This window comes from Sorangium sp. So ce1014 (assembly GCF_051521505.1).
In the GTDB taxonomy this organism is placed as follows: Bacteria; Myxococcota_A; Polyangia; order Polyangiales; family Polyangiaceae; genus Sorangium.
Window position 1 is genome coordinate 5,994,525 of the sequence record NZ_CP150356.1, and the last position, 17,222, is coordinate 6,011,746.

The 17,222-nt window shown below is 72.3% G+C and carries 18 protein-coding genes; 5 read left to right on the top strand and 13 right to left on the bottom strand.

What is annotated here, in order from left to right; translation table 11 throughout:
* Window positions 1–9 precede the first annotated feature (9 nt).
* From WME75_RS22525 to WME75_RS22540, 4 genes are all read right to left on the bottom strand, one after another.
* Window positions 10–327: a tetratricopeptide repeat protein gene (locus tag WME75_RS22525; RefSeq protein ID WP_437494388.1), complete on the bottom strand. Its 318-nt coding sequence runs from the start codon at window positions 325–327 to the stop codon at window positions 10–12.
* Window positions 328–425: 98 nt separating this feature from the next.
* Window positions 426–1,700: a glycosyltransferase family 4 protein gene (locus tag WME75_RS22530; protein ID WP_437494390.1), complete on the bottom strand. Its 1,275-nt coding sequence runs from the start codon at window positions 1,698–1,700 to the stop codon at window positions 426–428.
* Window positions 1,701–1,853: 153 nt separating this feature from the next.
* Entirely contained in the window at window positions 1,854–3,158 is a 1,305-nt protein-coding gene (locus WME75_RS22535; RefSeq protein ID WP_437494392.1) for a glycosyltransferase, read from the bottom strand.
* A gap of 230 nt (window positions 3,159–3,388) precedes the next feature.
* Window positions 3,389–4,171: a thiazole synthase gene (locus WME75_RS22540; RefSeq protein ID WP_437494394.1), complete on the bottom strand. Its 783-nt coding sequence runs from the start codon at window positions 4,169–4,171 to the stop codon at window positions 3,389–3,391.
* 139 nt (window positions 4,172–4,310) lie between these two features.
* Here WME75_RS22540 and WME75_RS22545 point away from each other — a divergent pair, with 139 nt between their 5' ends.
* From WME75_RS22545 to WME75_RS22560, 4 genes are all read left to right on the top strand, one after another.
* Window positions 4,311–4,964, top strand: coding sequence for a hypothetical protein (locus WME75_RS22545; protein ID WP_437494396.1), 654 nt, complete (start codon window positions 4,311–4,313; stop codon window positions 4,962–4,964).
* Window positions 4,951–5,916 (top strand): matrixin family metalloprotease, encoded by a 966-nt coding sequence (locus WME75_RS22550; RefSeq protein WP_437494397.1) that lies wholly within the window; start codon window positions 4,951–4,953, stop codon window positions 5,914–5,916. Before WME75_RS22545 ends, WME75_RS22550 begins: the two co-directional genes overlap by 14 nt.
* Window positions 5,913–7,124 (top strand): HRDC domain-containing protein, encoded by a 1,212-nt coding sequence (locus tag WME75_RS22555; RefSeq protein WP_437494896.1) that lies wholly within the window; start codon window positions 5,913–5,915, stop codon window positions 7,122–7,124. The genes WME75_RS22550 and WME75_RS22555 overlap by 4 nt, the downstream gene beginning before the upstream one ends.
* A gap of 114 nt (window positions 7,125–7,238) precedes the next feature.
* Window positions 7,239–8,999, top strand: a complete 1,761-nt coding sequence (locus WME75_RS22560) for a mechanosensitive ion channel family protein (RefSeq protein ID WP_437494399.1) — start codon at window positions 7,239–7,241, stop codon at window positions 8,997–8,999.
* Here WME75_RS22560 and bioB read toward each other — a convergent pair.
* Window positions 8,938–9,990 (bottom strand): biotin synthase BioB, encoded by a 1,053-nt coding sequence (bioB, locus tag WME75_RS22565; protein WP_437494400.1) that lies wholly within the window; start codon window positions 9,988–9,990, stop codon window positions 8,938–8,940. The two genes, WME75_RS22560 and bioB, sit on opposite strands and share 62 nt — an antisense overlap.
* Before the next feature lie 464 nt (window positions 9,991–10,454).
* Here bioB and WME75_RS22570 point away from each other — a divergent pair, with 464 nt between their 5' ends.
* Window positions 10,455–10,775 (top strand): hypothetical protein, encoded by a 321-nt coding sequence (locus tag WME75_RS22570; RefSeq protein WP_437494402.1) that lies wholly within the window; start codon window positions 10,455–10,457, stop codon window positions 10,773–10,775.
* A 13-nt stretch (window positions 10,776–10,788) separates the two neighbouring features.
* On the opposite strand, the gene WME75_RS22575 is transcribed toward WME75_RS22570, so the two are convergent.
* The 8 genes from WME75_RS22575 to WME75_RS22610 form a co-directional block, all read right to left on the bottom strand.
* Window positions 10,789–11,028 (bottom strand): hypothetical protein, encoded by a 240-nt coding sequence (locus tag WME75_RS22575; RefSeq protein WP_437494404.1) that lies wholly within the window; start codon window positions 11,026–11,028, stop codon window positions 10,789–10,791.
* 107 nt (window positions 11,029–11,135) lie between these two features.
* Window positions 11,136–12,188 carry a type IV pilus twitching motility protein PilT gene (locus WME75_RS22580; RefSeq protein WP_437494406.1) on the bottom strand — a complete coding sequence of 351 codons (1,053 nt, stop codon included), beginning with the start codon at window positions 12,186–12,188 and terminating at the stop codon, window positions 11,136–11,138.
* Between the two features lie 123 nt (window positions 12,189–12,311).
* A complete protein-coding gene (locus WME75_RS22585) occupies window positions 12,312–12,995 on the bottom strand; it encodes a thiamine biosynthesis protein (protein WP_437494407.1) in 684 nt (227 codons plus the stop codon).
* Window positions 12,996–13,008: 13 nt separating this feature from the next.
* Complete coding sequence (gene thiC, locus WME75_RS22590; RefSeq protein WP_437494409.1) at window positions 13,009–14,397, bottom strand: phosphomethylpyrimidine synthase ThiC; 1,389 nt, start codon at window positions 14,395–14,397, stop codon at window positions 13,009–13,011.
* 165 nt (window positions 14,398–14,562) lie between these two features.
* On the bottom strand, window positions 14,563–15,015 hold the full coding sequence (locus tag WME75_RS22595) for an ExbD/TolR family protein (RefSeq protein ID WP_437494411.1): 453 nt from the start codon (window positions 15,013–15,015) through the stop codon (window positions 14,563–14,565).
* A gap of 5 nt (window positions 15,016–15,020) precedes the next feature.
* Window positions 15,021–15,437, bottom strand: coding sequence for an ExbD/TolR family protein (locus tag WME75_RS22600; protein ID WP_437494413.1), 417 nt, complete (start codon window positions 15,435–15,437; stop codon window positions 15,021–15,023).
* 111 nt (window positions 15,438–15,548) lie between these two features.
* Complete coding sequence (locus WME75_RS22605) at window positions 15,549–16,265, bottom strand: MotA/TolQ/ExbB proton channel family protein (RefSeq protein WP_437494415.1); 717 nt, start codon at window positions 16,263–16,265, stop codon at window positions 15,549–15,551.
* Between the two features lie 169 nt (window positions 16,266–16,434).
* Complete coding sequence (locus WME75_RS22610) at window positions 16,435–17,211, bottom strand: energy transducer TonB (protein ID WP_437494417.1); 777 nt, start codon at window positions 17,209–17,211, stop codon at window positions 16,435–16,437.
* Between the last annotated feature and the right edge of the window lie 11 nt (window positions 17,212–17,222).

Here is a 17,222-nt window from a genome sequence, read left to right on the forward strand (position 1 = left end):
GGCGGCGCCTCAGCGGGCTCCGTCGCCCGGAGCGCGCCCGCCCGGAGCGCCCGTGTCGCCGAGCGCCTCGAGGTCCTGCCGGGCCATCCGGGCGAACCGGCTCGAAGGATACCGCTCGACAAGGAAGCGCAACGTATCGACATGAGCGCGGCGATCGCCGTTGGCCTTGAAGCGCCCGGCCAGGTCGTACAGGGCCTCGCTCGGATCCTCGTACTGGCGATGATCCGGGTCGACGCCGCTCGCGCACTGGTAGGGAGCCCGCGCGACGGCGGCGAGGAGCACGAGCGGGCCCAAGGCCGCGCGGAAGCCGGTGAGCACGAGCGGCATTGGCCGCTGAACGGGCGCGAGCGTCAAGAGGGCGCCGCGCCCGCGAGCCATCGCGGCCGCCGCACCCGCGCGCCGCCGCGGCCGCTGCGCCCCGCCTGTCAGCTCAGGGGGGCGCCCGTCCGCGGTGCACCGCTCTCGATCCCGCTCTTCGGGGCCGGGGCGCTGAAGGCCACGTCGTCGCGCTCCTGCCCGCCCGCGCCCGGCCGGCGCGCGCTGCGGATCGCGCCGAGGAGCGTCTCGTGGAGGGCGCGCGCGCTGTCATCCCAGTCGCGCCCGCCGGCGAGCTCCACGATCCGCGCCGGGTCGTAGTCGTGCCGCGCGGCGCGCAGCAGCGCGTCCGCCAGCGCGCCCTTGTCCCCGGGCGGGATGAGCTCGCCGAGCTCCGGGCTGTGCAGGACGTCGGGGATGCCCCCCACGGTCGTCGCCACCACGCGGCGCCCCGAGGCGAGCGCCTCCAGCACGACGTTGGGGGTCCCCTCGTGCAGGCTCGGGAGCACCAGGGCGTCCGAGGCCCCGAGCCACAGCGACACCTGGTCGTGCGGCAGGTAGCCGGTCACCGTCAGGCGGCCGCCCAGCCGGGCGGCGGCGGCCCTGCACGCCTGCTCCTCGGCGCCGCTGCCCACGAGCGTCAGCTCGATGTCCGGGTGCACCGGCGCGAGCCGCTCGAACGCCGCGACGAGATCGAGCACCCCCTTGTCGCGGTTCAGGTGGCCGACGAAGACGAACAGCTTCGAGCCCGGGGACCGGCCGAGCGCCGCGCGCGACTCGGCGCGGCTGCGCGGCTGGAACAGCTTCGCGTCGACGCCGTTCATGATGACGTCGATGCGATCGCGCGGCACGCCGAGCGCCGCGACCCCGTCCGCGAGCTTGCGGCTGACCGCGACCACCCGGGTCGCGCGGGTGAGCCCCCAGCCGAGCGGCCGCCGCAGCCGCCGGTCGCGCGGGATCACGTCGATGTCCGAGCCGTGCACCTTGATCACCACCGGCACCCCGAGCAGCCGCCCCAGGCACACCGCGGCGAAGCCGTCCGGGTAGGCGAAGGCCCCGACGATCACGTCGGGCGACGGGCCGCGCCCGACGAGCTCCGGGAGCATCGACGCTGCATACAGCGGGCCGTTCAGGGCCGGCGCGACCCTCGGCACGTAGAGATAGCGCGGGTGCCGGACCGGCAGCCCATCGATGACCTCCTCGCGCGGCGCGTTGGCGCCGACAGGCCACTTCGAGAGCCGATCCATGCCAGGAAACCACGGGATCGTCGCGAGCACCCGGACGTCGCAGTAACGCGACAGCGCGGCGAACTGCCGGCGATTGTACGGCGCCTCGTCCGGGTGGACCGCGTTCGGGAAAATTTTCGTGATAAGCAAAACGCGCATCCGCCGCAAGAGCTCCTCCTGTCTGATCGAGCCGAGGCACTGAGCGCCCCGACAAAGGCTATTGTTCTGTTCCGTCGGGTTCCGTCGGGTTCCGTCGGCTTCCGTCGGCTTCTGTCGGCTTCTGTCGGAAGCCCCGGACAAGCCAGCTGGGAGCTACACATCCAGCCTCGTCCGATCGCCGGGCCGTCCGTCCCGCTCGCCCCGTCCGGGGGTCGGTCCGCCCGCTGGAGGGCCGCCCGCTGGAGGGCGCGCCGGCTCGGCCGAGCCCGCGGGGGCCGACTGCGCGCCCGCCCGGGGCGAGGTCTCCCCGCCGCGCCGCCGGGCGACGAGCTCGTCGAAGAGGCGCACGTGCGCGTCGACCATCGCCTCCAGGCTGAACTGCTCGGTGAACTTCGCGGGGCTCTGCGTGCGCGCGCGCTCGCGGAGCTCCGCGTCGCGGGCGACGCGCGAGAGGTGCTCGACCAGCGCGCCCGGGTCCTTCGGCGGGACGAGGAACCCGTCGACCCCGTGCTCGACGACCTCGGGGACGCCGCCGACGCGGCTCGCCACGATCGGCTTGCCGAGCGCGAGCGCCTCGAGCAGCGCGAGCGGCAGCCCCTCCCAGAGCGACGGGAGCACGTAGGCGTCGAACGCGGAGACGAGCTCGGGGACGTCCGAGCGATAGCCGGGGAAGAGCACCCGGTCGCCGAGCCCCGCGTCCCTGGCGCGCTGCTGCAGGTCCCCCCGGAGCGGGCCGTCGCCCGCGATGACGAAGCGCGCCTCCGGCACGCGCCGCAGCACCTCGGGCGCCGCCTCGATGAGGTAGCGGAGCCCCTTCTGCTCGATGTGCACCACCGCGCACCCGAACACGAACTCTCGCTCGCCGATGCCGAGCTCCGCGCGGATGCGCCCCTGCTCACCGCTGCTCAGGGCCCGGGCGAAGCGCGTCCCGTCGATACCATTGTGGATGACCCGGACCGGCGCGCGGACCTTCACGTCGTCGACGAGGATGCGCTTGAGGTCGTGCGAGACCGCGACCATCTCGTCGGCGAGGTAGGCGTAGTAGCCGAACTTGCGCCGATCGAAGCCCTTCGCCCGGTTGATCTGGTTGTGCTCCGAGTAGACGACCCGCGGCCGATTCCGGAGCAGGCGCGCCGCGATGCCGGCGAAGATGAGCGGAGCCCGGTTGTGGACGTGGACGATATCCACCGAGCGCTGGTGGAAGAAGCGCCGGATCCAGAGGAGCGCCTCCGGATCGCTCTTGAGGCCGGGCAGCACCGGCCGGAGGTCCTTGGTGATCACCAGGCACTTCGAGCGGGGGAGCTTCACCTCCGAGAAGAGCCGCCCCTCGCCGTCGAGGCAGATCAGCGACAGGTCGAAGCCCTGATCGCCGAGCCGATCGAGGAGGCTCAGCACCACCTTCTCGAGCCCGCCGACCTCGAGGTTGTTCACGACCATGCAGACGTTGGGCTTGCTCATACTCTCCTGAGCGGACCGTCAGGTCGCCGCGGTCGTCCTCGGAGCGCCTGTCGCGCCACGACAGAGGTGTCGACCGTGCGATGAGCGCTCCGTGTCATTGTGACTCAGGCAGGTGAGCGTATCATGACACCGGCGTGCTGTTCGTTTGACTGCGCACATCGGCGCGATGACCTCGCGCCGATGTGCGCCTGCCGCCCCGGCGGGCCGCGCGGCGCCGCCCGCGGCGCCCCCTACAGCGCGGCGATCTTGCCCTGCTCCGGCGACGACGCCGTCGCATAGAGCTTCTTCGGCATCCGCCCTGCCAGGTACGCCATTCGCCCGGCCCTCACGGCGTCTCTCATCGCCTGCGCCATCAGGATCGGGTCCCGCGCGCCCGCGATGGCCGTGTTCATCAACACCCCATCACACCCGAGCTCCATCGCCACCGCGGCGTCGCTCGCTGTCCCGACTCCCGCGTCCACGATCACCGGCACCTTCGCTGTCTCGCGGATGATCATCAGGTTGTACGGGTTCCGGATGCCGAGCCCGCTGCCGATCGGGGCCGCCAGGGGCATCACGGCCGCGCACCCGAGGTCCTCCAGCTTCCGACAGACGATCGGGTCATCGATGCAGTAGGGCAGCACCGTGAACCCCTCCTTCACCAGGATCCGCGCCGCCTCCAGCGTCGCCTCGTTGTCCGGGAACAGCGTCCGTTCGTCGCCGATGACTTCGAGCTTCACGAGGTCCGACAGCCCGAGCTCGCGCGCGAGCCGGCAGGTGCGGACCGCATCCTCGGCGGTGGCGCAGCCCGCCGTGTTCGGCAGGATCGTGACGCGCCGCTGCTGGAGCAGCGACATCATCGACCCCTCGCCCCGGTCCTTCAGATTGACGCGGCGGAGGGCCACCGTGACCACCTCCGCGCCGGACGCCTCGAGCGCGCGACGGGTCTCATCCATGTCCCTGTACTTGCCCGTCCCCACGAAGAGTCGGGAAGTGAACGTGTGTCTGCCGATCGTCAACGCGTCGCTCGTCATCGCAGGCTCCTCGGGTCTCGACCTAGACGATCTGCTAGTCGGACCGGGACACAGGGTCCAGCGCGTCGACCACGCCCCGGCGCTTCCGGCGCGCCTCGCTCGCCAGCATGGTATCTTCGCGCCGATGTCTCCCAGAGCCTTGCTCATAGCCCTCCTCTTCGCGCTGCCCCCCGCCCTCACCCTCGCGCCCCCAGGCGACGCCGTCCCGGCCGCCGGGGTGGGCCCCGGCGCGCTCCTGTCCGGTCCGCGCGCGGCCCAGGCAGCCGTCGCCATCCAGCTCTCGCTGGATGAGCTCGTCTCCGCCGCCTCGTACGTCGTGGTCGCGACCGCGGCCGAGCAGCAGAGCAAGTGGGAAGAGCTCGGCGGATCCAGGAGGATCGTCACGTATACCCGCCTGACGATCGACCGGACCGTGGCCGGACAGCCCGACGGGGACGTCTGGGTCAGGACGCTCGGGGGCGTGGTGGGAGACATCGGACAGCACGTGGACGGCGACGCGCAGCTCAGGGTCGGCGCGCAGGCGATGCTCTTCGTATCCCGGGCGAGCTCCGCCCTGGTCGTCTCCGGGTTGGCCCAGGGCCACTACCCCATCGTCGACGGGGCGGAGACGCGGCGGGCGGCCGGCGCGCCGCGCATCGCCGTGCGGCGGCTCTCGGCGAGCCCGTCCAGCGGGACGGTCCTGGCCCGGCCCGGCCCCGCGATCTCGGCGCGCGAGCAGCTCGTCGGCGCGACGCTCGACGCGGCGATCGACGCCGTGAGCCGCGCCTGGGAGGCGAAGCATGCGCAGAAATGACCGCGCGCCCGCCGGGCGGGGCGCGCGCGCCCGCGCCGTCGCCGCAGCCTGCGGCGCGATCGCCGTCGCGGCGCTCGTCCACCCCCGGGCCGCCCTGGCCTTCTGCCGCACCAGCGTCTGCCCCGAGACGCAGTCGACCGCGGCCGTCTGCACGCCGGCGCAGTCGACCGACTGCGGCATCCCCCTCGCCTGGCCGTCGCCGTGCGTCGGCTACGCCATCCAGGAAGACGCCTCGGACCAGGTCTCGCTCGCGGAGACCGAGGCGATCTTCGCGCAGGCGTTCGCCGCGTGGACCGAGGCCGATTGCGGCGGCGGGGAGACCCCGCGCATGGAGGTCACCTACATGGGCCCGGTCTCGTGCGACGCGCACGAGTACAACAAGCGCCAGGGGAACGCGAACATCATCACCTTCCGGGACGACGGGTGGCCGTACGGCGGCAGCGGGAGCACCCTCGCGCTCACGACCGTCACCTACAACCTCAAGACCGGCGAGATCTACGACGCCGACATGGAGATCAACTCGTTCGACCAGACATTCACGCTCGGCGACGACGGCGTGGGGACCGATCTGCTGAGCGTCGCGACCCACGAGGCAGGCCACTTCCTCGGGCTCTCGCACTCGATCGATCCCGAAGCGACCATGATGGCGAACTACAACGACGGGAGCATCGCGCTCCGCGACCTCCACGCCGACGACGTCGCCGGGCTCTGCGCGGTGTACCCGCCCGGGGAGCCGGTCAAGGGGTGCGACCCCACGCCGCGCCATGGCTTCTCCGAGCTGTGCGCCGCAGATCAGCCCATCAGAGCGCAGGCGAGCGGCGGCTGTGCCGCGGCCCCGTCGCCGGGCGGAGGCGGCGGCGGGCTCCTCGCCGCCGCGCTCGCGTCGCTGGGCGCCATCGCGCGGGCGCGGCGCGGCGCGACGGCGCGCCCGGGCCGGAAGAGGGCCCCCTGAGCCAGAGCCCTCTCCTCCTCGTCGAGCGCGAAGACGAGCTCGCCCGGCTGGTCGAGCGCGCGGCGCGCGCCGACGCGCTCGCGGTCGACGTGGAGGCCAACGGGCTGTTCGCCTACCGCGCGCGGCTCTGCACCGTCCAGCTCTCCTTCCGCGAGGGGGACGGCATCGCGGTCGCGGTCGTCGACGCGCTCCGCGTGCCCGTCAGGCCGCTCGCGCCGCTGCTCGGGGCCGCGGGGCCGCCCAAGGTGCTGCACGACCTCACCTTCGACGCGCGCATGCTCGCCGAGGCGGGCGCGCCGCTCGCCGCGGTGCGCGACACCTCGGTCGCCGCGCGCATGCTCGGCTGCGCGGCGACGGGGCTCGCGGCGCTGCTCTCGGCGGAGCTCGGCGTGAAGGTCGACAAGCAGCTCCAGCAGCACGACTGGGGGCGCAGGCCGCTCGCGAGCGCCGAGCTGCGCTACCTGGCCGACGACGTGCTCCACCTGCTCTCGCTCGACGCGCGCCTCGCGGAGCAGGGCCGCGCGCTCGGGATCGACGACGAGATCGCGGAGGAGTGCGCCTACAAGCTCTCGGCCGCCCTCGGTCCGCCGCGCGATCCGCGGCCCGCGTACGCGCGCGTCAAGGGCGCCCAGGCGCTCGACCCGGAGGGCCGGGCGATCCTGCGGCGGCTCGTGGCGGCGCGCGAGGCCGCCGCCGAGGAGGCGGACCAGCCCGCCTTCAAGATCGTCGCCAGCGAGGTGCTGCTCGAGCTCGCGCAGCGGAGGCCGGCCCGGGCCGACGACGTGCGCGCCGTCCGCGGGGCCGCGGCGGGACGTGCGGCGGGCTGCGTCGCCGCGTGGCTCCGCGCCATCGAGCAGGGGCGCAGCGACGGCGACGTGCCGGAGGACGAGCGCGCCCTCTTCCAGCAGGCCCGCCCGCCCCGGAAGGAGCTCGCCGCCCGGCGCGCGGTGGAGGGCCGGATCACCGCGTGGCGCAGGGCCGAGGCGAGGTCGCGGAAGGTCGACGAGCAGGTCGTGCTGCCCGGGCACTGCGCGCAGGATCTCGTGGAGATCGCGCTCGCGGGCGGCTCGCTCGACAGCGCCGCGGTCGCCGCCGCGATCGCGCGCATCCCCGGGCTCGGCGCGCGCCGGCTCGCGCGCTACGGCGCGGCGCTCGCGGCGCTCGCGACCGCGGCGCTGTCGAGCGAGCCGCCCGCCGCAGCGGTGTAGCGGCGAGGGAGCCCACGCACCGCGCGTCGCGCGCGGCGCGATACGCGCGCCACCCGGCTCACGCGCGCGACGCCCGGTCGACAGGCGCGCCGGGCGATGGAATAGCAGGGGCCCATGCTCAGGAACGATCCTCCCGACGCGCCGGAACGGCGCCGCCTCTGGCCGGCGGCGCGGTGGTGGTTCCGCGCTGCGTTCGCCTTCTCGCTCGTCTTCGGGTGCGTCCTCCTCGGAGCGAGCGCCGCCGAGCTGGCCCCGCCGCCTGCCCCCTCGGCGCCTTCGACGCCGAGCGCCGAGGGCGGCGTCGATCCCGAGGCGCTCCCGGTCGCCCCCGACTCGCCGCAGGCCTCCATGCGCCGCTTCATCGAGCTTTGCCGCGCGGGCGACTACGCCGAGGCCGCGCGCTACCTCGATCTGCCGCCGAGGGCGGACGGCGCGGTGCTCGCGCAGAAGCTCAAGGCGGTGCTCGACCGGCACATCTGGCTGGACGTGGAGACGCTCTCGCCGCTCCCGCTGGGGGACGCGCAGGACAACCTCGGGGCCGGCGTGGAGGAGCTCGGCAAGATCCCGACCCGGACCGGGCCCCAGCCGGTGCGCCTGGTGCGGCGAGCGACGCCCGACGGCGTGCGCTGGATCTTCTCGCGCGCGACCGTGGACCGCGTCGGCGAGTGGTACGCGCGGCTCGAGGATCGCTGGCTCCGCGACCACCTGCCGCCGGCGCTGCTGCGCGCGGGCCCGCGCGAGCTGCTCTGGTGGCAGTGGCTCGCGCTGCCGGTCCTCGCGCTGGCCGCCTGGCTCGTCGGCGCGGTGCTGAGCTTCCTCCTCCGCGCCTTGCTCCGCCGCCTCGTCGTGCGAACGGACTCCGCGATCGACGACGCGCTCCTCGAGGGCACGCGCGGTCCGCTCACGTTCGCGGCGGCGCTCCTCGCCATCGCGGCCGCGCTCCCGTGGTTCGGGCTCTACCAGCCGGCCGAGGAGTTCCTCGACAAGGTGGTGCGCGCCGGCGTCTTCGTCGCCGTCTTCTGGTTCGCGCTCTGCGCGATCGACGCCGTCGGCGGCCGCCTGCTCGCCGCCCCCGCGACGCGCGACAACCCCGCGGCGCGCTCGCTCGTGCCGCTCATGGGGCGGATCGCGAAGGTCGCGATCGTGATCGTCGGCGCGATCGCCGTGCTGTCGGAGCTCGGCTACCCGGTGGCGAGCCTCCTCGCCGGCCTCGGCATCGGCGGCGTCGCGCTCGCCCTCGCCGCGCAGAAGACGGTGGAGAACCTCTTCGGCTCGGTCTCGATCGGCATCGACAAGCCGTTCCAGGTCGGCGACTTCGTGAGGGTCGACGCGCTCCTCGGCACGGTCGAGGCCATCGGGCTCCGGTCGACCCGGATCCGCACGCTCGACCGGACGCTCGTCACGATCCCGAACGGCAAGCTGGCCGATCTCCACATCGAGTCGTACACGGCGCGCGACCGGATGCGCCTCTCCTGCGTGCTGAGCCTCGTGCACGAGACCACCCCCGAGCAGCTCCGCGCGATCCTCGAGGGGTGCGAGCGCGCGCTGCGAGCGCACCCGCACATCTGGCCCGACGACGTCGTCGTGCGCTTCATCGGCGTCGCCCCCTCGTCGCTCGACGTCGAGGTGATGGCCTGGTTCGAGACGCGCGACTTCGGCGAGTTCCGGACCATGCGCCAGGAGATGCTGATCACCTTCCTGGAGATCGTCGGCTCGGCCGGGTCGAGGCTCGCGCACCCGACGCAGACGCTGCACCTCGCGACGCGCGACGGGGGGCGCCCGCAGGCCGACGCGGCCGACGGCGGCGGCCCGGCTAACGGCGGGCGGCGTGAGCCGCGGCGGGCGCCATCGGCTGGAGCCCCGCCTTCTCGATGAGCGCGCGGTCCTCGTCCGGGCCCGGGTTCGGGGTGGTGAGCAGCTTGTCTCCGTAGAAGATCGAGTTCGCCCCCGCGTACATGCAGAGCAGCTGCGCCTCGCGCGAGAGCTCCGTCCGGCCGGCGGACAGGCGCACCATCGCGCGGGGCATCATGAGCCGCGCGACCGCGATCATCCGGACGAACTCGATCGGGTCGACGGGCGGCAGGCTCTCCAGCGGCGTGCCCGGCGAGCGCACGAGGGCGTTGATCGGCACGCTCTCCGGCTGCGGCTCGAGGCGCGCGAGCTCGACGAGCATCTCGCAGCGGTCGGCGATCGACTCGCCCATGCCGATGATCCCGCCCGAGCAGACGGTGATGCCCGCCCGCCGGACGTTCCGCAGCGTGACGAGCCGCTCGTCGTACGTGCGGGTCGAGACGATGGACTTGTAGGCCTTCCGCGACGTGTCGAGGTTGTGGTTGTAGGCGTCGAGGCCGGCCTCCTTGAGGCGGCGCGCCTGGTCGTCGGTGAGCATGCCGAGGGTGCAGCACGCCTCGAGGCCGAGGGCTTTCACGCCGCGCACCATGTCGAGGACGCGCTCGAAGGCGGGGCCGTCCTTCACCTCGCGCCACGCGGCGCCCATGCAGAACCGCGTCGAGCCGCCGCCGCGGGCGCGCTCCGCGGCCGCGAGGACCGCGCCGACGTCGAGCATGCGCTCCGCCCCGACCTCCGTCTCGTAGTGGCTCGACTGCGGGCAGTAGGCGCAGTCCTCGGGGCAGCCGCCCGTCTTGACGCTGAGCAAGGTGCAGAGCTGCACCTCGTGCTCGCCGTGGAAGGCGCGGTGGACCGAGCGCGCGCGGTCGATCAGCTCGAAGAGCGGGAGATCGTGCAAGGCGACCGCCTGCTCGACCGTCCAGTCGTGGCGGACCGCGCCCGCCGCCGGGGCGCGCTCGCCCGGCTCGCCGCGCCCACCCTTGTGCTCCGCCGTTTCTCGTTCGATCCCTTCGAGCATGGGCTCGGTCCATACCCGGGCTTGAGGCGCCGCCGCAAGCGAGCCGCGCGGGGCGCGGAGCGCGGAGGGGGTACGAACCGCGGAGGGGGAGCGAACCGCGGAGGGAGAAGGGGTGGAAGTGCCGCCGCCGCGGGGGTGGAGGCGGGCGGCGCGCCCGCGGCGGGGGGCTGCGCGTGGAGGAATGCATCCGGCACGGAAACGAAGCCATCCGGCACGTAAACGAGGCCATCCGGCACGAAAGCGAAGCCATCCGGCACGTAAACGAAGCCATCCGGCACGCAAACGAAGCCATCCGGCACGTAAACGAAGCCATATGGCACTAGAACCAGGCAACACGGCACGGAAACCAGGCAACACGGCACGGAAACCAGGCAACACGGCACGGAAACCAGGCAACACGGCACGGAAACCAGGCAACACGGCACGGAAACGAAGCATCCGGAGCGCGACCGAAGGTCCCGGAGGTGCGCCGAACCCTTCAATACCGAGCGTACGCCGCGCGGCCGGATCATCGCGGCCTTCCAGAGGCTCGTCGCGACGGTCACGGCGCTCTCGATCCTCGCGCCGTCGTTCGCCTGGGCCGGCACACCGTACAGCCTGAACTGGCCCTGAAGAAGAAGGGGCTCGATGGAGACGTGGAACGCGTCGAGCTCATCATGCAACAGGGGGCGGAGTTCGACCCAACGAAGTACATCGTCAAAGACGGCTACCTCTTCGATTCGAACCAGGGCAAGACGGTTACCCTTGATGGTTTTAACAAATTCATCATGGTGATCCGGCTATGAGCGAGTCAGGACCTCACTTCTTCGCCTGGTGCGACGAGGCAGAACGGCTCGACTCCTTCGCCGCGGCACTCTCGGCGCTCGTCCCCCCGGGAGAGCTCATCGGCTTGATGATGAGCGCGAGCAACTCGTGCGACACGCACTCGATCGACGAGGTTCTCTCCAGGGTCCGCGCCCACTTCGGAGGATTGAAGAGCGCCCACGTGCTGTCCGGCGTGAGTCTGAACGATTCCGAGCGCGATATCTGCTGTGGCATGGCTTGCTACCCCGAAGAAAGCGAACGTCGCTCCTCCGGTGACGCCTGCCCAGCGGCGGCGTGTCGCCGCCCCGAACCTCCGCGCGGGACGCGAACGACGCAGCTCGCTACAGCGACGTCACCGCCTTGGCCGTCTCCTTGGCGATCGCACCCTGGGCGACGAGCTGGCGCAGGTGCGCCTCGAAGGTCTGCATGCCGTAAGGCGTGACCCCCTTCTCCATCAGCTCGCGCAACGACGGGCTCCCCTCCGGACGACGGATCGCCTCGCGCACCGCGGCCGTCGCGACAAGCACCTCGGAGGCCAGCACCTCCCCGGCACCGTCGCGACGAGGGAGCAGGCGCTGCGCAACCGCACCCTGGAAACAGTCGGCCAGCCGGTCGCGCACCTCGCTCGGACTCCTGCCAAGCGCGACGAGCCGCCCGAGCGTGCGCGTGACGTCCGGCGTGTGCACGGCCGCAAGCACGAGATGACCCGTCTCGGCAGCGTGCAGCGCCAGATCGAGCGACTCGCCGTCGCGGAGCGCGCTGAGCATCACGACGTCCGGATCCTGCCGCAGCGCGGAGCGCAGCGCGGTCGGAAAATCCGAGGTGTCCACGCCGATCTCGCGCTGGCTCACGCTGGAGCGGTTGTCGTCGTGCACATGCTCGATCGGGTCCTCGAGGGTGACGATGTGACGCGGCAAGGTCGCGTTGATCTGACCGATGAACGCGGCCAGCGTGGTGCTCTTGCCGCTGCCCGCCGTGCCGGCGACGAGGACGAGACCATGGTCGTGCTCCGCCATCGCCCGCACCGCGGAGGGCACACCCAGCTCGTCGAACGCGGGGACCTTGAGCGGGATGCTGCGCAGGATGATCGCGAGCGAGCCGCGCTGGCGATAAATGTTGACCCGGAACCGGCCAAGGCCCGGGACGACATACGAGGTGTCAAGCTCCTGAAGCGTGGCGAGCAGCTCGCGCGAGGGCCTCCCCGCAAGCAGCACGCGCGCCGCAGCCTCGCTGTCCTCGGGGCGGATCCTGTCGACCCGGAAATAAACCATGTCGCCGCGCACCCGCGCGCCCGGCGGCTGACCGACCTTGAGATGGATGTCGCTGGCGTGGGCGGCTAGCGCCTTGCCGAGGAGCTGGTGGAGGAAAGCCTCGGAGGTGTACGGCGTCGTCACGGGGGGCAAGCTACCAAAATGAACGCCGACCGGCCCAAAGCGCGGCTGCTCGACCCGGCGGCCAGGGGCGCCGCGCAGGACGGCCGCGCAGCCTTGACGTCCCACGACCGGCCGCGCAGGACGTCAAGGCCGCGGCGCCTGGCCCCCGGCGGAGCCCGCGCCGGGGACCGCGGGGTCCAGATCCGCAGGGATCCGGCCAGGATCGACGAGCCCCTTCTCGGCGAGCGCGCGCGCCGCCGAGATCGCGAGCGCGCGCTCCTCCGCAGGGAGGTCGCGCCTGCCCGACAGCTCGACAAGCGCCGCGGCCGCGGCGCGCGCGCCGTCCAGGTCGAGCGGCTCGCGCGGGCGCGGCAGACGGCCGGCGATCCCGAGGAGCGCGTCGAGCAGGGGGGCGAGCGACGGCCCGCTCGCCGCGCGGGCGCGCTCGGCGAGCGGCGCGAGCGCCAGCTCGGCGTCGTCGGCGTGAGGCAGCGCGCGCAGCGCCGTGAGCGCGATGTCGCCGCCGTCGTCCAGCGCGTCAAGGAGGCCGGACGCGCCCTCGGCCTCGGCGAGCCGGGCGCACTCCAGCGGGTCGTCCCCGGCGGCGAGGCGCCAGCGCGGATCCGTGAGGCGAGGGCTCGGCGGACGCGGCGCCGCCGAGACGGACGCTGCCGGCGAGGAGGGCGACGACGAGGCGCGCGAGGAATTCGCGCGCTCGCGGCCGCACGCGACGGGGGCGAGGAGGACGAGCGACAGGCACGCGACGAGGGCCGCGCGCGCCGCGAGGGGCGCGCGCGGGAGGACCGCGCGACCCCTCCCCCGCGTCACGGCCGCCCCGGCGTCACGGCTGATCGATGAGCGCGAGCGACCGCTTCGTGGGCGCGTTCTCGGGCTCCTGCCGCGCGTTGTACTCGTCGACCACACGGTTGATGTGCATCGAGCAGAACTTCGGCCCGCACATCGAGCAGAACTCCGCGGTCTTGAAGTACTCCTGAGGGAGCGTCTCGTCGTGCATCGCCTGGGCCGTCTCCGGATCGAGCGAGAGCGCGAACTGCTGCTTCCAGTCGAAGGCATAGCGGGCGCGGCTCAGCGCGTCGTCGCGATCCCGCGCGCCCGGGCGCTTGCGCGCCACGTCCGCGGCGTGCGCGGCGATCTTGTAGGCGATGAGGCCCTGCTTCACGTCGTCCGCGTTCGGCAGGCCGAGGTGCTCCTTCGGCGTCACGTAACAGAGCATCGCGGCGCCCGCGAAGCCGGCCATCGTCGCGCCGATGCAGCTCGTGATGTGGTCGTAGCCGGGCGCGAAATCGGTGACGAGCGGGCCGAGCACGTAGAACGGCGCCTCGTGGCAGAGCTCCATCTCCTTCTGCACGTTCATCGCGATCTGATCGAACGGCACATGCCCGGGGCCCTCGATCATGACCTGCACGTCCTTCTCCCAGGCGCGCTTCGTCAGCTCCCCGAGCGTCTTCAGCTCGGCGAACTGCGCCGCGTCGCTCGCGTCGTGGAGGCAGCCAGGGCGGAGGCCGTCGCCGGCCGAGATCGTGACGTCGTACTTGGCGCAGACCTCGAGCACCTTGTCCCAGTGCGTGTAGAACGGGTTCTGCTTGTGGTGCTCGATCATCCACTGCGCCATGATCGAGCCGCCGCGCGAGACGATGCCCGTGATGCGGCCCTTCACGAGCGGCAGGTGCTCGAGCAGCACGCCCGCGTGGATCGTGAAGTAATCGACCCCCTGCTTCGCCTGGTGCTCGAGCATGTCGATGAGGTCCGCGGCCGTCATCTTGTCCGTGCCCTTGCACGCCTCGAGCGCCTGGTAGATCGGCACCGTCCCGATCGGCACCGGAGAGTCGGCGATGATCGCGCGGCGGATGCCGTCGATGTCGCCGCCGGTCGACAGGTCCATCACCGTGTCGGCGCCGTACTTGATGGAGTAACGCAGCTTCTCGAGCTCGCCGTCCACGTCGCTCGTGGTCTGGCTGTTGCCGATGTTCGCGTTCACCTTGCAGAGCGACGCGATGCCGATGCACATCGGCTCGAGGTTCAGGTGGTTCTTGTTGGCAGGGATGATCATCCTGCCGCGCGCGACCTCGCTGCGGATGAGCTCGGGGGCGAGGTTCTCACGGCGGGCGACGTACTCCATCTCCTCCGTGACGATGCCCTTCCTCGCGAAGTGCATCTGGCTCTGGTTGGGGCTCCCGGCGCGCTTGCTCACCCATTCGGTCCGCAACATCAACAACCTCGCTTTCGAGGTGGGCGGTGTAGGTCGCGACCGCGCGCGACGCAAGCCTCCCGTCGCGCCAGGCCGCCCGCGCTGAGCCCGCGTTGGGCCCGCGGACCGGCGCCCGCGGACCGCGGACCGGCGCCCGCCAAGGCGCGGCGCGGGGGCGCGCGCCGCTCACGGCGGAGGCGGCTCGGGGAGCTCGGTCATCATGCCGAGCGTCTGCGCGCCGGCCGCCTTCGCGCCGTCGAGCACCTCCACCACGGTGCCGTAGACGGCGCCGTCGTCGGCGACGACGAAGACGATCCTGTCCTGCGGCCTGCTCTGGCGCTCGAGGAGCGGCCTGAGCTTGCCGACGAGATCGGCGCGCTCGACCCGCTCGTCGTTCACCTGGAGCTCGCCCTGCGCGCTCACCCGGACGACAAGCTGGTCGGGCGGCGGGGGGGTGTCCACCTTGACCTGCTCGGTGTCCGGCACCCGCACGCCGATGTCCTTCTCGAGCAGCGGCGTCACGACCATGAAGATGATGAGCAGCACCAGCACGACGTCGACGAGCGGCGTCACGTTGATGTCCGAGTTCAGCGGCACCGCCGGCTTGACGACGAACTTTCTCTTCGCGCGAGCGCTCATCGCCGCTACCTCCCCTTCAGCTCCTCGACCGCCAGCGACACGCTCTTCGCGCCCGACTTGCGCGCCGTCTCCATCACCCTGCGGACGTCGCCGAACGAGAGGCGCTGGTCCCCCTTGACAAGCACCTTGCGCCCGCTGTTCGCGGCGAACTCGCGCGTGAGCCGCGCGGCGAGCCCGGCCTCATCGTACGGGTCGTTCTCGACCCACACCGTCTTCTCCAGCGTCACGGAGAGGATCAGCGGGTCCACCTCCTTCTTCTCCTCGTCCACCTTCGCGGCCTGCGGCAACTTCACGTCCTTGCCGCGCTGCAGCATCGGCGTGACGACCATGAAGATGATGAGCAGCACAAGCACGACGTCGACGAGCGGCGTGACGTTGATCTCACTCTTGAGGCCCTTCTGCGGGCCGGTAGCCATCCCCATTGGAACGCTCGCTTCCCGGCTGAGCGCGTCAGCGCGCGCCTCGCCGCGGGCGCACGGCGCCGCGCGCCGCGCTCCGCGACCCGACAGGCACCGTGTCGCGCGGCCTCTGTGTCAAGCGGCCTCGTCGGAGGCCGGCGCTAGGCGGCCGTCGAGCCGCTTCGCCACGATGTCGAGGAGCTCGTTCGACGACTCCGAGATGTCGATCGCCCGGGCGTCGACCCAGCCCTGGAGATAATTGTAGCCCATGACGGCCGGGATCGCGACGAGCAGGCCAAAGGCGGTCGTGATGAGCGCCTCCGCGATACCCGCCGAGACAGTGCCGAGGCCGCCGGAGCCGGCGGCCGCCATCTGCTGGAACGCGGTCACGATGCCCATGACCGTGCCGAGCAGGCCGACGAACGGCGCCGTGGAGCCGACCGTGGCGAGCAGGCCGTAGCCGCGCTTCAGACTGAGCACCTCGCGCTGCGCCTGGCGCTCGAGGGCCCGCGAGACCGACTCGAACACGCCGTCACGCTCGTGCCCCTGCGCCGGCAGCCGGGAGGGGGCGCTCGACGCGTAGGCGGCGAGCCCGGCGCCGATGACGCGCCCGAGGTAGCCAAGCTCGGCCGGGGGCTTGGCGGCGGCCCGGGCGCCCTCGAACTCACCCCGGGCGAGCATCGGCCCCACCCGCTCCGCGAAGGCGCGGGAGGCGGCGCGCGACTTGAACGACACGACGAGGCGCTCGCCGAAGATGATCAGGGACGAGACGGACATGAGGGCCAGCGCGAACACGATCAGCTTCGCGAAGAGCCCCATGTGGCCCCACAGCTCAATCAACGTGAATTGCATCGTCTCGCTCGCGCCTCCTGGCGCTCCATGGTGTCGTGATGGTTTTGGCTAGGCTGGATCAGCGCCTCTGGACGCCGCAGCGAACTCGACAGTACATCAGAGCGGACCTACCCCGTACCCTTCTCTACTACGTACCCAGCCCGTTCAACAACACCCCCGGGCCCGACGGTCAAGGGAGCTTGAGCCGGATGTTGAACACGTAGTCGACCGAGACCGGGCGCCCCTGGTACATCACCGGCGTGTAGCGACGGCCCGAGAGCGCATCGAGGATCGCCTTGTCCATGTGGGGCAGTGATTTGACCATGCGGCAATTGGCCAGCGTGCCGTCGACCTTGATGACGCACTTGACAATCGCGAGGCCCTCCACCCGCGCGGCGAGCGCCTCGCGCGTGTACTGCGGATCTCGCCCCGAGGTCATCGTCGGCCGGCTCATCCCGGCGCCGAACGGCAGCACCACGTTTTGCGGCGGCGCCGTGCTGCCCAGCTGACCGCCGAGCTGGCCGCCCAGCGTACCGCCGATCTGCCCGCCGACCTGGCCGCCGACGGTCCCGCCTTGGACGCCGCCCTCGACTCCCCCCTCGACGCCGCCCGGCTGCTCCGGCGCCTCGTCCTTGGCCGGCTCCGGCTCAGGCGCCTTGGCCTTGGGCTTCTCCGGCATGTCGTAGATGGTGTCAGGTGTCTTGACAGGCTTCGGCTGCTCGATGCGCTCCACCTTCGGCGGGCGCTTCGCGCCGCCTCCCGGCGGAGGCGGCGGAGGCGGCGGAGGTGGCGGCGGCGGCGGGGCGAAGAAGGTGACCTCGACGTCCTTCTGCTTCTCGCCCCCCGGGCGCGCGGCCAGCCCGAGGATGGCCGCCGCGATCGCCGCGTGGGCGACAATGGAGAGCGCTGCGCCCGTCCCTAGACGCCCCTGGGTGGCGGTGCTGCGACCGAGTACCGAGTCGAACATGGGGGGTCGTA

What these genes read in the sequence shown, in the direction of transcription:
- WME75_RS22525 (WP_437494388.1), bottom strand. Translation starts at nt 327, where the DNA reads ATGCCGCTCGTGCTCACCGGCTTCCGCGCGGCCTTGGGCCCGCTCGTG.
- WME75_RS22530 (WP_437494390.1), bottom strand. Translation starts at nt 1,700, where the DNA reads ATGCGCGTTTTGCTTATCACGAAAATTTTCCCGAACGCGGTCCACCCG.
- WME75_RS22535 (WP_437494392.1), bottom strand. Translation starts at nt 3,158, where the DNA reads ATGAGCAAGCCCAACGTCTGCATGGTCGTGAACAACCTCGAGGTCGGC.
- WME75_RS22540 (WP_437494394.1), bottom strand. Translation starts at nt 4,171, where the DNA reads ATGACGAGCGACGCGTTGACGATCGGCAGACACACGTTCACTTCCCGA.
- WME75_RS22550 (WP_437494397.1), top strand. Translation starts at nt 4,951, where the DNA reads ATGCGCAGAAATGACCGCGCGCCCGCCGGGCGGGGCGCGCGCGCCCGC.
- WME75_RS22560 (WP_437494399.1), top strand. Translation starts at nt 7,239, where the DNA reads ATGCTCAGGAACGATCCTCCCGACGCGCCGGAACGGCGCCGCCTCTGG.
- bioB (WP_437494400.1), bottom strand. Translation starts at nt 9,990, where the DNA reads ATGCTCGAAGGGATCGAACGAGAAACGGCGGAGCACAAGGGTGGGCGC.
- WME75_RS22575 (WP_437494404.1), bottom strand. Translation starts at nt 11,028, where the DNA reads ATGCCACAGCAGATATCGCGCTCGGAATCGTTCAGACTCACGCCGGAC.
- thiC (WP_437494409.1), bottom strand. Translation starts at nt 14,397, where the DNA reads ATGTTGCGGACCGAATGGGTGAGCAAGCGCGCCGGGAGCCCCAACCAG.
- WME75_RS22595 (WP_437494411.1), bottom strand. Translation starts at nt 15,015, where the DNA reads ATGAGCGCTCGCGCGAAGAGAAAGTTCGTCGTCAAGCCGGCGGTGCCG.
- WME75_RS22600 (WP_437494413.1), bottom strand. Translation starts at nt 15,437, where the DNA reads ATGGGGATGGCTACCGGCCCGCAGAAGGGCCTCAAGAGTGAGATCAAC.
- WME75_RS22605 (WP_437494415.1), bottom strand. Translation starts at nt 16,265, where the DNA reads ATGCAATTCACGTTGATTGAGCTGTGGGGCCACATGGGGCTCTTCGCG.
- WME75_RS22610 (WP_437494417.1), bottom strand. Translation starts at nt 17,211, where the DNA reads ATGTTCGACTCGGTACTCGGTCGCAGCACCGCCACCCAGGGGCGTCTA.